The organism is Natronorubrum halobium, assembly GCF_051351675.1.
Taxonomy (GTDB): domain Archaea; phylum Halobacteriota; class Halobacteria; order Halobacteriales; family Natrialbaceae; genus Natronorubrum.
In genome coordinates this window covers 2,305,465-2,319,033 of record NZ_CP195595.1, presented here as the reverse complement: position 1 = coordinate 2,319,033, position 13,569 = coordinate 2,305,465, and the positions used below count along the sequence as shown (strand labels likewise).

At 62.6% G+C, this 13,569-nt stretch carries 10 protein-coding genes; 6 read left to right on the top strand and 4 right to left on the bottom strand.

Going from position 1 to position 13,569, the window contains the following annotated elements; genetic code table 11:
- Positions 1 to 258 precede the first annotated feature (258 nt).
- Both ACSFC7_RS11490 and ACSFC7_RS11485 read left to right on the top strand, forming a co-directional pair.
- A complete protein-coding gene (locus ACSFC7_RS11490) occupies positions 259 to 1,305 on the top strand; it encodes a Gfo/Idh/MocA family protein (protein ID WP_436347820.1) in 1,047 nt (348 codons plus the stop codon).
- Between the two features lie 163 nt (positions 1,306 to 1,468).
- Positions 1,469 to 1,663 (top strand): hypothetical protein, encoded by a 195-nt coding sequence (locus ACSFC7_RS11485; protein ID WP_436347819.1) that lies wholly within the window; start codon positions 1,469 to 1,471, stop codon positions 1,661 to 1,663.
- Between the two features lie 747 nt (positions 1,664 to 2,410).
- On the opposite strand, the gene ACSFC7_RS11480 is transcribed toward ACSFC7_RS11485, so the two are convergent.
- From ACSFC7_RS11480 to ACSFC7_RS11465, 4 genes are all read right to left on the bottom strand, one after another.
- Entirely contained in the window at positions 2,411 to 4,294 is a 1,884-nt protein-coding gene (locus tag ACSFC7_RS11480) for a hypothetical protein (protein WP_436347818.1), read from the bottom strand.
- A 281-nt stretch (positions 4,295 to 4,575) separates the two neighbouring features.
- Positions 4,576 to 6,465: a hypothetical protein gene (locus ACSFC7_RS11475; protein WP_436347817.1), complete on the bottom strand. Its 1,890-nt coding sequence runs from the start codon at positions 6,463 to 6,465 to the stop codon at positions 4,576 to 4,578.
- Positions 6,466 to 6,619: 154 nt separating this feature from the next.
- Positions 6,620 to 6,748 (bottom strand): hypothetical protein, encoded by a 129-nt coding sequence (locus ACSFC7_RS11470; protein WP_436347816.1) that lies wholly within the window; start codon positions 6,746 to 6,748, stop codon positions 6,620 to 6,622.
- A gap of 149 nt (positions 6,749 to 6,897) precedes the next feature.
- Positions 6,898 to 7,530 (bottom strand): hypothetical protein, encoded by a 633-nt coding sequence (locus tag ACSFC7_RS11465; protein ID WP_436347815.1) that lies wholly within the window; start codon positions 7,528 to 7,530, stop codon positions 6,898 to 6,900.
- Between the two features lie 178 nt (positions 7,531 to 7,708).
- Between ACSFC7_RS11465 and ACSFC7_RS11460 the strand changes: the two genes are divergently transcribed.
- From ACSFC7_RS11460 to ACSFC7_RS11445, 4 genes are all read left to right on the top strand, one after another.
- The gene (locus ACSFC7_RS11460; protein WP_436347814.1) at positions 7,709 to 8,761 is read left to right on the top strand and encodes a DUF4352 domain-containing protein; all 1,053 of its coding nucleotides are present in this window, start codon (positions 7,709 to 7,711) and stop codon (positions 8,759 to 8,761) included.
- Between the two features lie 659 nt (positions 8,762 to 9,420).
- Positions 9,421 to 10,053: a DUF7344 domain-containing protein gene (locus tag ACSFC7_RS11455; protein WP_436347813.1), complete on the top strand. Its 633-nt coding sequence runs from the start codon at positions 9,421 to 9,423 to the stop codon at positions 10,051 to 10,053.
- A 191-nt stretch (positions 10,054 to 10,244) separates the two neighbouring features.
- The gene (gene glmM / locus ACSFC7_RS11450; RefSeq protein WP_436347812.1) at positions 10,245 to 11,570 is read left to right on the top strand and encodes a phosphoglucosamine mutase; all 1,326 of its coding nucleotides are present in this window, start codon (positions 10,245 to 10,247) and stop codon (positions 11,568 to 11,570) included.
- A gap of 270 nt (positions 11,571 to 11,840) precedes the next feature.
- Positions 11,841 to 13,526, top strand: coding sequence for an alkaline phosphatase family protein (locus tag ACSFC7_RS11445; RefSeq protein ID WP_436347811.1), 1,686 nt, complete (start codon positions 11,841 to 11,843; stop codon positions 13,524 to 13,526).
- Positions 13,527 to 13,569: the final 43 nt, after the last annotated feature.

The window sequence follows — 13,569 nt, the reverse complement described above, 5'->3', positions numbered from 1 at the left end:
AGGCTGAAACGTAATCCCCCGAGCGCACCTCTAGTAATCCGTGATCCACTGATGTACCACGGCAGACACAATCCAAATCGATCGGTTATTTCGGACGGGGAAGGGCCGGATCGTCTCGCCCGCTTCGTGTCGTTCGCTACCGAAGAGGGATCGGCCGTCATCTACGATATGCGTCGGCCCACCGCGTGGATTAGCTCGGATCACCCCGTCCTAATCGATTCGTCTCGGTAACATTTCGCAGCGTCTCTGGTTACGACTATGAAACCCACAAACACAACCATCGGAATCATCGGTCTCGGAAATATCGGTCACCTTCACGCCGAGCGTTTCGTTGCACTCGGTGCGGACGTGGTCGGGATTGATAGCAACGACGATGCGCGGCGACGGTTCGTCGAAAGTTTTACCGCGCCGGTATTCGACGACCATCACGACCTGTTCACCGTCGTCGATGCCGTCGTTATCGCCGTACCAAATACGTATCACGAGCGGTACGCAATCGCGGCTCTCGAAGCCGGACTCGACGTGTTTCTCGAGAAACCGATGGCAGATACCTGGGTCAACGCCCGGCGAATCGCCGACGTCGCTGCGACGGCGGACGGAGTCTGTATGATCGGATTTCACAACCGCTATCGCCCCGTCGTCGAACAGTTCAAACGACTTCAGCTGGCCGGTCGCTTCGGCGAGCTTACGCACGTACAGGCGAACTACGTCCGCCAGAACGGTGTTCCGGAACACGGCGGGTGGTTCACTCGGGGAGATATCTCCGGCGGCGGCGCGCTGATCGATATCGGCGTTCACGCGATCGATCTCGCGCTGTATCTCCTCGATTTTCCTCGCGTGGAAGAAGTAGTCGGAACGACTCGCCGGGGTCCCGACCGCTCGTTCGACGTCGAAGACGCGGCGAGCGCGTTCATTCGCTGCGCTGACGGAACGACGATCTCTCTGGAAGTCGCCTGGCGGACGAACGGGTCCGACAACAGGGCGTTCGTGATCGACGGTATCGACGGGAGTGCGGAACTGACCCCCGGTGACGAACGACTCGAGCTATTCGATGGTGGTCGCCGAACGGTTATCAACATCGACCGAATCGATCCGTACGAGCGGCAGGCGCGCGCGTTCCTCGACGCGGTCGAACGCGACGTCGATCCGAAGCGAAACACCGTCGAAGAGGCGTTAGCGGTCCAGCGCGTGATCGACGATATTTATCAGTCGTCCGGTCTCGAGCACGTGAACGGTCCGCTGTTCTCGACCGCTGAACAGGGGGTCTCGGCGAATCCCCCTCGACACGAACTGGAATCGAGATAACTCGACCGTTTCGGAAGATGCACCAATTGACATCCTTTGGCACACAGGTTATCTGTAACGAGCGCGTATCTCACTGTGTTATCCTGAAGTGAGAGTGGAAGCCCGCTCCAGCAACGCTCTCGGGTTCCCAACCGAGTCTCAGAAACGGATACCGTGATCACAAATGCAACCCAACCCATCGATCGATTTTCCTATTACGACCGAATCTGAGTTCCACAGCGCCCTCTGCGATCTCATTACGAGCGCCACGGCGAACGACATTTCACCCGAAGGCGCGTGGACCCATCGCTGTAGCGACGAGGATCTCCCCGACCTCGACATCGAAATTTCACGAGTCACGAAGCCCGTCGACGACTAATCGATCGGCGGCGAGAATTACCGAAAGTCATTGCACGTACGGTGGTTGTGAGATCGGACGGACAAATCGTTGCAGCGGCAGTTTTCCGACGAGGAGATCTGACGTTCATTACCGTCACTCTGAGCGCCTCGACCACTCCACGACGGGACACCGATCGGTTCTTCGAGCCTCACGCTCCCTAATGATGTGATACACCCGACAACAGCATGGGCGGCCTCGAGAATTGCCGAATCAGTAATTGTATCGGCTGTGAAAACGGGGTTGACGCGTCCGGACGCTTTCCACGCCCGACGTCGATGGTGTTACTGACTCGGAATCGATGTCGCTACTGATGATCGATCTTCCACGAGGACGACCGCCTCGCCGTCGATCACGGCGACGCCGACCTCGTCGGACTTATCTCGGGGAGTTCTAACGGGAACTCCCGTGTCACAACGGATGATCGGATGAATCCTGAGCTGTCGGATTCATCCCACGCCTAAAGGCGCGGGTATTCTCCTTGATCCTTATAACATTCCGTCGCGATACCCGTTGCGTTCGTCGGCGGTCTTGCATGTGCACGAGTCCGTCCCTCAATACCCGCACGCTGGTCGAGTACAACGGCGCACGGACGGTTCTGCGGGCGATGGAACGTGTCGACGGAGACAGCGGTCACAGCGTTCGTTCGACTCGAACGACATCCGATGCGGCCGCTCTCGAGTCGTCGACGGTGAACCAAAAAAGAACCGGCGGTTCGCGTTCGCGTCTCTAGCCGAGGATGGCGGACACGAGGTTCCCGACTGCTGCGCCGAGGCTCGAGGTCACGTTGGATCGCTCGATGCTGTCGGAGCTGTCGGTGTCGTCGTCCGCGTCGGAGTCGCCGTGGCCACAGTTGGAGTCGTAGGACTCGTCGAAGCTACTGTCGTCGGACTCGCTCTGGGAGTTCGCACTCTCGGAGTCGGTGCTGGAGTCGCTGCGGGAGCTGTCGCGACTGTCGACGTCGCTGTCGCTGTCGCTGCTGTCGAGGCTGTGCTCGCTCTCGTTGTCGGCGCTGCTCTCGCTGCGGTCGCTCTGGCTGCTGTCGGAGGCGCTGTCCGTGTCGCTGTTGGACTCGCTTTCGACGTCAGTGTTCTCGATGGTGTCGACGCCAGTGTCGCTCTCACTGTCGGAGTCGAGTGCGGACTCGCTGCTCTCGCTGCGGTCGCTCTCGTTCACGTCGCTCTCGTCAGTGGTCGTGCTCTGGTCGTTCTCGCTGTAGGTGCGGTCGCTCGAGACTTCGTGCTCGTCGTTTGCACTGCTACTGCGTTCGTTGTCGTTGTCCGTGCTGTCTAGGCTGCTTTCCTGTTGATCACTCTGGGAGTCGCTGCTGTCGCTCGTGTTCTGGTCGCTGGCGGACTCGCTGTGGGTCCGGTCGCTGTCTGCGGTACTCGCGTCACGGTCGCTCTCGTCGAGGGAACTCTCGGAGCCGTGACGGTCGCTCTTGCTCGCGTCGCGCTCGGAGTCGTCGCTCGAGCTCGAGTCGCTGTCGCTGTCGGAACTCGTGCGGTCGCTCTGGGTGCGGTCGTTCTGACTCGCGTCGCGCTCCGATTCGTCGAAGGCGTTCTCGCTCACGCTGCGGTCGCTCTCGCTCGAGTCTTTGTTGCTCTGTGAGCTCTCGTCGGAGTCGCTGTCGCTGCTGCTGTCGATGCGATCGAAGGTGTCGCGGTCGCTCTCACCGCGGTCGCTCGAGTCGCGTTCGTCGTGTTCGGAGTCGCGCGAGCTGTCGGAGCTATCGCTCTCGTCGCTTTCGCTCTTCTCCGAGTCGCTGTCGCTCTCGTCGAGGCTGTGATCGCTGGTGTCGCTCTGGCTCTCGGAGCTGTCGCTCTCGTCGACGTCGCTCTCGTCGAGATCACTCGAACTGTCGCTCTCGTCGGTGGAGCTCGAGTTGCGCTCGCTCACGTCGATGTCGGAGTCGTCGTGGTCGATGTCGCTGGCACTCGACTCGCTCGAGTGTTCGTCGGACGCGCTGTCGCTCTCGTCGGTGTCGCTCGAACTGTCGCTGGCACTCGACTCGCTCGCATCCGAGGCGCTGTCGCTAGCACTCGAGTCGCTCTCGCTGAGCGTGCTGTCCCGATCGGACTCGCTCTCGGTGCGGTCGCTGACGTCACGGTCGAGGTCGGATTCGCTCTCGTCGATCACGACGTCCGCATCGTCGATATTGCGTTGACTCTCGCTGCGGTCGCTTTCGTCGACGTTGCTGACGTCGCGCTCGCTGCTCGTGTCGCGTCGTTCGTCGCGGTCGTTCACGTCGGAACTGCTTCCGTCGCGGTCGGACGCGCTGTCGCTCGAACTGTCGCGCTCGCTCTGGTCTCGTTCGCTCTCGTCGACGTCGCTCGAGCTATCACTCGAGCTATCACGTTCGCTTAAATCGGCGTCGTTCGAACTCTCTCGGAGATCGCTACTGGAGCGATCGTGCTCGCTACTACTGTCACGTTGACTGTCTTCCTTGTCGGCTGCCGTCGACGTACTATCTTCGGCGGTTTCGCCTTCGTCACACCGATCGTTCACTTGCATATTGGCGCCGGAACTCGCTCCAGCCACCCCGCTTACGCCGGCCGCTCCGGACAACAGCAAGAGACCGATCACTGTGAGGATCGTTAATTTCTGTTTCATGCTATGCTCGAAACCTATCTCGTAGGTCACTGCCCTCTTTGCCAGAGGGTGTTAAGAACTGGAGACGAAGCCTCGGGGAGATACGGGGGAGATCGGGCCTTCTAACGTCGATTGGACGCCGAACGGAACGCGGCCACTGCTCGAAACTCACCCGGCGTGCGAGAAACGCCGTCTCCGCGAAGACGGACCCTCGTTGACACCCGCGTGGCGGCGTACGTGATCGTCTTCGAACCGAGACGCCGAAAAATACGCGGGCCGGAACTGCTCCGGTCGATGTAGCCTCACTCGAGTTTGCTGACGTCGACGTCGTACGATCCGTCACCGTTCTCGACGAGGACGCCTTTTCGCTCGAGTTCCTGGGGACTGTCGCCGGTGACGATCAGTCGTTCCGAGATCGTCTCACAGTCCGAGTCTGTCGTCTGTTCGCGCTCGCTCTGGTCTCGCTCGCTCTCCGTTCGTTCACTCTCGCTGTCGGCGTCGGACTCGCTACGGTCGCTGTCACGCGTCTCGAGGCCGCGTTCGCGCTCGCTTTCGTCGCGCTGACTGTCGCGTTCGCTCTCGTCCGCGCGCTCGCTGCGGTCGCGTTCGCTCTCGTCGCGGTCGCTGTCGCGATCGCTGGCCCGTTCGCGTTCGGTGTCGGTGTCCTGGCGCTCGTCGATTCCCCTGTCGCTCTCGCTCTCGGTGTCGAGTGCGGACTCGGTTGACTCGCTGCGGTCTCGATCGCTCTCGTCGCGTTCGTCGGAGTACGTACTCCCGTCGCGTTCGATCGAGGTTCGGTCGCTGTCACTGCCGCGGTCGGTACGGCGGCTCTCGTCGCGTTCGGAGTCGTTATCCGCGGTGTCGAGACTCGTGTCGCGTTGCTCGCTCGCCGATTCGGTGCGATCTCCGGCGAACTCCTCGCTGTCGAAGTCGGCGTGGGAACTGTCGCGTTCGGCAGTACTCGCGTCGCGGTCGCTCCGGTCGAGGGAACTCTCGCTGCCCGCTCGAGTGCTTTCGTAGTCGTCGAGGGCGGACTCGAAGCTCTCGCCGCGGAAGGACTCGCTGTCGAAGTCGTTCCTGTCGCTTTCGCTGCGGTCGCTCTCGCTCGCCTCGCGCTCGCTCTCGTCGCGGTCCGACTCGTTCGTCTCGCGCTCGCCGTCGCGTTCGTCCTGCTCGCTCGATTCACTCGCTTCGCTGTCGCTGGCGTTCTCGGCGTCGACGTGCTCCTGTACGTCGGCGTCGTCACCGCGGTCGAATCGGTCCGCGTCGATCCGTTCGGAGTCCGTCTCGCTCGCGGACTGATCGCTCTCGTCGCTCGAACTGGCGTCGTGCTCGCTGTCGCGCTCGTCGCGTTCTCCGTCGATGACGTCGCGTTCGCTTTCGTCCGCGGTGCGCTCCTCGAGGTCGCTTTCGTCGGACGCAGTCTCGCTTTCGTTCGCTTCGGTATCGCTACTGTCGCGTTCGCTCACGTCGCGCTCGGCGTCGTCGTGGTCGACGTCGCTCTCGCTGCGATCGCTCGCGCTCTCGTCGGCGGAGCTCTCGCTTTCGGCGGTGTCACTCGAACTGTCGCTGGCGCCCGCCTCGCTCTCGTCGGCGGCACTGTCACTGGCGCTCGAGTCGGTCTCGCTACGCGTGCTGTCGGCGTCGGACTCGTGCGCGTCGTGTTCGCTGACGTCGTGCTCGCTGTCGCGCTCACTTTCGTCGGTCTCGACGTCCGTATCGTCGACCTCGCTCTCGCTGACGTCGCGTTCGCTCTCGTCGCTCGAACTGGCGTCGCGCTGGCTGCTCGAGTCGCGTCGTTCGTCGCGGTCGTTCACGGCGGAACTGCTTCCGTCGCGATCGTACTCGCTGTCGGAGCTGCTATCGCTCTCGCTGACGTCGCGGTCGCTCTCGTCGACAGCGCTCGAACTGTCGCGCTCGCTGTCGCTCTCGCTAACGTCGTAGTCGCGTTCGTTCTCGCGGTGATCGTTGTTCGCCCGATCACGCTCGCTCTCGCTTTGACTCTCTCGCTCGTCGATCTCGTTCGCGATATCGACGGTTTCGTCCAGGTGTTCGCTCACGTCGCATCGCTCGTCGTCCATGGTGTATATGACGGTGTTGTCGTCACCGTTAGTGACGGAGCCAGTCGCCGCAACGACGCCACCTAACACCACGAGAGCAATCAACGCGAGGACACCAACTCGGTCTATCATGTGTTTCTGTCCAATATCTAGTATGACTGTCAGTTACGCTGCGGAATCGGTCCCTAGACTGGTCGCTCTTCGGTGGTCCCGGTCAAATAGAGACGACGAAGAGTGGGGAAGAATCGCGGTAAAAGCCGGTCGTTCGGGGATTCGGAGGGAGATACTACGCTTGCACGCCGCGCTGCTCACTCGGTTTCAGGCGACAGTCGACGCAGTAGTAGGCGTGGTATCTCTTCTCCTGCTCGTACGTGTGGCCACAGGTAATGCACAGCGACGGGTTCTGGTACGTCATATACCGTCTCGAACGTCGGGTAGGATCGTATAGGGTCGGTGAACGACGGCGAAGATTAGGAAACAAAGTCACCCGCGTTAGGTCCGCTGTGCCATGCACGTTGTTCCCGTCTACGGCCGCTCCGGGTGATCCGGGCCCGAAGCGACCGCTCAGTCACCGGATTGGACGACGATTTCGACGGTGTCACCCGCCCCATCACCCGCCTCGTCGATGGATTCGACGCCCTCGAGCACGTGCTCCTGCGGATCGACCTCCTTGCCGTCAACGGTCACACTGACGTCGTCACCGTCCTCCTCGGCGAACGTCTGCCCGTCGACGGTGAACGTGTCGGCCGTCACGTCCATGCCGAGCGTCTCGAGGGCGTACTCGATCGTGACGTCCTCACAGTGAGCGTGCCAGACCTGAGCGTCGCCTCCGTGGAAGTGGAAACAACCGTCGGCTTCGATGTACCGTGGTTCGGTAAACTCGACGGTGGTGTCGTCGTACTGAACGGTAATCAGTCCGTGTTCGTGTATCTGAGCCGTCGCGTCGGGTTGGACGGCCGCGGAACTGGCGTCGGCGCCGGAATCGAGGAACACCAGACTGTATCCGAGAACGAATACGACGAGGATGACGCCGGCGCCCGCGTAGAGCGCCATATTTCGGCGCTTCGACCCGTCGGACGACGTCCCCACTCGTCGTTCGTCGATCCCCGTCAGTTCGTCGGCGTGTGTCCGCCTGAGGTGAGTTTCGTAGTCGTCGTCGGGAACGGAGTCCCCGCAGTAAGTGCAGTGTGTTGTCATCGGCGTTGTAAGACGAACAGGCGTTGACGGAGTATGAAGACAGGTCGAAGAATCGGGTCGCTACTCGTAGCGGGACCTCGGCCGTTGGAGCGACGGTCCCACCACTTCCACGCGATGCTTCCCCGTTCGGCGAGCGTCTTCACCCACTGTACTTCCCCCGGCGTAACCGGTACCGACTATGGACCGCATCGACCGTCGAACGTACCTTACGTTGATCGGAGGTGGAACGATCGCTATTGCCGGCTGCACGAGTGACGGGGACGACGGGAGGGAGGCGCGTGACGACGACGACGAAACACGGTCGGCCGCTGAGACCGACGGCTCCGGTTCGAGCGACGAGCCCGGTAGCTCAGATGGGAGCGACGAGTCGGACGGGACGACTCCCGAGTTCGGGATCGGAGACCGCCTCGAGGTGGGTGACCTGCACGCCGTCGTCGCCGATCTGGATCTGGTCGCGGACGTCGTAACCGGATCGGACCGCGAAGTTCTCGAGGCGGACGACGGAGCGGCGTTCGCGGTCGTCGACCTCGCACTCCAGCACGTCGGTGACGAGGCAGTGGTGGACGTCGACGACGCAGTAACGGTCACCCTTAGCGACGAAGACGACGAAACGTACGACCGCGTCGACGAACTCGACGCTGCGGCGCTCGATCCAACCGAAAGTCACCTCGCACCCGGTGAAGTCGTTCGGGGCGACCTCGTCTACGAGATCGGCGACGATACCGAGGAACTCGTGCTCGAACTCGAGTCACTGACGGCAAACGAGACGGGCACCGTCGCCCTCGCTGCGAAGCGGGACGCGACCGCCAGCGAGTCGCTCGAACACGACCTCGCCGACGACGTGCTCGGCTTTTCTCAGGGAGTCGAACGAGCGGATATCGAAATCACGGTGGCGAGCCTCGAGCACGGGAACAACCTCGGCGGATTCATGCAGTCCGACGAGGGATACGAAATCGTCGCCGTCGGCGTCACCGTCGAAAACGGGAGCGGACGTGACCGGACGCTTTTGTCAAAACAGGTCCAGCTCAAGGACGAGTTCGGACGAATCCACGACCACGCGCCGGGAATCTTGCGAGCGCTCGAGGACTTCGACGGCGCGACACTGAACGACGGTGAAGAATACGAGGGGAAAATCGCGTATCAGGTCGAAGAAGGACTCTCCGAACTGTACTGGGTATTCGATTTCACCGAGTGGGGTGACGTCCAACGAGCGTTTTGGCAGTTACGCTGAACTGATACTGCTGTGATTGTTCGTGTGGTGAACTGGCACGATCCCTCATCCTTCGAAGCGGAGTAGACGTGAGGCGGGCGAATCGACCAGTGGTCAGTTCGCACGCGCAGCGAGCGTGCCTTTCACGACGGTGTACGCCTACAACTGAGCTTGTATCCCAGTGACCGGGAATGCGGGCTACGCTTAGAAGCCTCCGCCGTCGAGTGTTCGATATGGCAACCTCGTCCGACCAGCGGTCGCCGTTTCAGCCCCCGCCGACGACGACGGGTGGTCGAGAGTCAGCGACGGCCGGGTTTCGCGGCCGCACGAAACACGTCTCGGTGTACGACGTCGTGCGTAGCGGGTCTCGGGTGGCTCGAGCCCAGTACCGAAGCGGCGTCGAGCGCCGGTGCCTGGAAGAGAGTCACACGCGATCCAAAGCGTGTTGGTACTACGCTTTTGGGTGGTCGGTCGCATTCTCGAAGTAGTACTCGAGGGATCAACAATACGGGACGATCCACCGCTCTGCGGTGACGCCGCGATCTTCGTCTCTACCGACCGTTTTAGAACACACGGAGCGTAGGCTCTCTAATTTCTGTAATATCCGATGAAAATATTTGTGAGTGATTTCTAGAACAGAAGCTTTACATCGATCTACGAACCTGCTTGGAATGCAGACCATGACGCCCACATCGAACCAACACCACTGCCGCTCTGACGAACCCGCAGACGCTATCGCGTCTGACCGATCGTCGACGCTCTCCCAAGACGACATCTTCCACGTGCTACAGACGAACCGTCGACGGGATGCGATCACGTATCTGATAGACAAGGACGGTCCCGTCAAGATGAGCGACGTCGCCGAGTACGTCGCTGCAGCGGAAAACGACACGACCGTCGCGAACCTGACGTCGGCACAGCGCCAGCGCGCCTACATCCCGCTCTATCAGTCTCACCTCCCGAAACTCGACAAGAAGGGAATCATCGAGTACGAGCAGTCCCGCGGGATCGTTCGACCGACCGACCGGATCGAGATATTCCGCCCGTATCTCGAGGAGACGTCCGGTGACACCGACGGCTCGAGCCGCGATTCCCTCCAGTCGATCGTCACGAGCGCCGTCAACGACTATCACGTGACGTCGACGTGTGCGAGCACCGGACTGCTGGTCGCCACGATGGCCGGGTTGCTCCAGATCCCCGAGTTGACGCTCGCCGTACTCATCGTCGGCCTCTTCACGCTGGCGACGGTCGCGACGACGGTCACCGACTCGCTCGCGACGACCGACGGCGTCGACGGCCGTTCGGTTCACTGATTCACGGGCGGGCTCTGCACGTCGTAGCCAGCGCGTGGGATCTGCACGCGAACGGTGTCCGCGCTCGATTTTCCGTATTCCACTCTCGGTGACGAACGCGTGTTCGCGTTTCCTGTCGGAACGACGGACTGAGCACGCAGCTCGTCTCTTAACTGACCCATAGTAATCGCCGCGTCATCGATCGTTCGCGTATGTTCGGAACCAGTGGTATTCGAGGAACCGCCGGAGACGAAGTAACGACGACGCTCGCACTGTCCGTCGGTCGAGCCGTCGCCTCCGAGGGCTACGATCGGGTCGTCGTCGGACGCGACGTTCGAGAGAGCGGCGAGGCGCTGCTCGATGCACTGACCGCTGGCCTTCGAGAGTGTGGAGCGGACGTGCTCGAGGCGAGTATCGTCTCGACGCCGACGGTCGCCAGAGCCGCCTCGTGGACGGAGTCGGACGCCGGAATCGTCGTGACGGCGTCCCACAACCCCGCACCCGACAACGGACTCAAACTCTGGTCCGCGTCCGGGCAGGCGTTCGACCCCGAGCAGTGCAGTGCGATTGCGACGCGAGTCGAACGCGACGACTACGACATCGGCGCCTGGAACGAGTACGGTTCGATCGAGCCCCTCGACGGGGCGGTCGATCGCCACGCGAGGGCAGTGACGGACGCCGTCTCGATCAACGACCCGCCGACCGTCGCCCTCGATATCGGAAACGGGACGGGTGCGATCACCGCCCGCGCGCTCGCCGACCTCGGCTGTGACGTCGTCACGCTGAACGGCCACCGAGACGGTCAGTTCCCGGGTCGGCCGAGCGAACCGACTCGAGAGACGCTCACCGATCTCTCGTCGCTCGTCGAGGCGACCGACGTCCGGCTCGGAATCGCCCACGACAGCGACGCCGACCGAATGGTGGCCGTCGACGACACCGGGACGTTCGTCCCGAAAGACGTGCTCATGGCGCTGTTCGCGCGCGACGTCGCGACCGCCGGCGACGTCGTCGCGGCACCGGTGGATACCAGCATGGTCGTCGACGACGCGCTCGCGGCAGTCGGTGGGTCCGTGAGTCGAACGCGAGTCGGTAACGAATTCGTCGCCGACCGCGCGACGCGCCCGGACGTCGTCTTCGGCGGTGAGCCCAGCGGCGCGTGGATCTGGCCGACGGAGACGCTGTGTCCGGACGGGCCGCTCGCTGCGTGTAAACTGGTCGAACTCGTCAGCGACGGCGCGTCGCTCTCCTCGCTCGTCGAGGACGTCGAAACGTACCCCATCTACCGCCAGTCGATCGAGGTCGCGGAGAAGACGGCCGTGATGGATCGAATCCGCGATCAGGTCTGCGAACGATACACCGACGTCGGGATGCTCGACGGCGCCTACGCCGACGTCAGAGACGGCTGGATCCTGCTGCGAGCGAGCGGTACCGAACCGGTCGTCCGAATCACGGTCGAAGCGCGAACGGCGCCTCGAGTCGACCAGTTGACCGCCGACGCTCAGGGGATTCTCGAGAACGCGATCGCGGGGTCATCGTGATCCGGGCGAGCACGAATCGACGTGAACACGCCGCGAATCGATCCGGCGCGTCTGCGGCCGACTGTCGACGCGACCGGCGAATCTGTCATCTGGCTGTTTCCAGAACTCGGTGTATGAACGCCCGATAACCGATTTAACGGCCAGATAATGAAGTCCGATGTCTTCCTCTCCGGGGATAGATAGCCGTGGTGGAACGAACGACACCGCTGGCGGAACGTGTTCGCCGGCGGGCGAACGGAACATTAGTGAAAATGGAGAGGCACTGAACCGATGACTGGGACGTTTTCCCGTGACGACGACGTATCGACTACGACTACCGCGACCGACTCGAGCGGACTGGACACCCTGCTCGTCGGTATCGACGCCGGCTGTTTGCCGGTCTTCGAGCGACTGTTCGAGGACGACCGGATCCCGACGATCGAGCGACTCTGTTCGGACGGCGTCACCGCGCCGCTCGAGTCGCAGATTCCGCCGTGGACGCCGAGCGCCTGGCCGTCGATCTACACGGGGGTCAACCCCGGAAAACACGGCGTCGTCGGCTTCGTCGGCTACGACGGCTACGACTGGCACGTGACGAACAACGACGACGTCAACGAGCACCCGATCTGGACGCTACTGGACCGTCACGACCGCTCGAGCGTCGTCGTCAACGCACCGGTCACGCACCCGCCGGACGAGTTCGACGGCGCGGTGATTCCCGGCTTTCTCGGCCCCGAGGATCCGGCCTGTCACCCCGAGGGGCTGCTGGACGAGGTTCGCGACGCGATCGGCGACTACCGCGTCTATCCGAAGTACACGCGAGACGACGACACGGTCTCCGACGCGGCGAAGATCGCGGAGTATCAGCGGCTGGTCCGAATGCGCGGCGCGGCGTTCCAGTATCTCGTCGGGGAGTTCGAACCGGACTTCGGCTTCGTCCAGTTCCAGAAGACGGACACGGTCTTCCACGAGTTCGACGGCGACGAGGAGATGGTCGAACGTGTCTACGAGGCGACCGACAAACAGCTCGCCGAGATTCTCGAGACCTGTGACCCGGACCGCGTCTTTCTCGTCAGCGATCACGGGATGGGACCGTACGACGGCTACGAGTTCCGGATCAACGAGTTCCTCCGCGACGAGGGCTACCTCGAGATGACGACCGGCGGCAAGGGGATGCCCTCCTGGACGCCGATGCGGCGGCGACTCCGCGAAGGCGAAGAGTGCGAGACGTGGGAGCCCGGAACGGCTGCCCGAGCGGCGTCGGTCGCCGCCAAGTTCGGCATCACCGCCCGTCGGATCAGGACCACGCTCGAACGGGTCGGTCTCGCCGACATCGCGGTCGAGTACGCGCCGGGGGGCGTCTCTCGGACGGCGAACGAGCAGGTCGACTTCGCCGAGTCGAAGGCGTACGTCCGTGCGCGAACCGAACTCGGCGTCCGGATCAACCTCGAGGGGCGGGATCCGTCGGGCGTCGTTTCGCCCGAGGAGTACGACGAACTCCGCGAGCGGCTCATTCGGCAACTCCGTACCGTTGAAACGCCCGACGGCGAGCCGTTCTTCGAGACGGTCGCGCCGCGCGAGCGCTACTTCCACGGTGACTACGTCGAGGACACCGTCGACATCGTGACGATCCCAAACGGGTTCGACCACATGATCTCCGAACAGGTCGCCGACGGAGACTACTTCGGCCCGGCCGAGCCCTGGAATCACAAACTGGACGGGATCTTCGTCGCGACGGGCGACGGGATCGACGACGACCAGTCGCTCGATCGAGCCCACATTTTCGACGTCGCACCGACGGTTCTGGCTGCGATGGGAGTCCCGTACAGCGACCGCATGGACGGAGACGTCGTTCCGGTCGTGGAGCCGGTCGTTTCGGCGTCGTACGCGGCCTACGACGACGAGGGTGAGGGCGAGCGAACGTCACCGGACGAGGACGTGACCGATCGCCTGGCCGATCTCGGCTACCTGAACTGATCCCGTGGACCGACCTACGGACGGTTTCGACCGCTGCAACGGC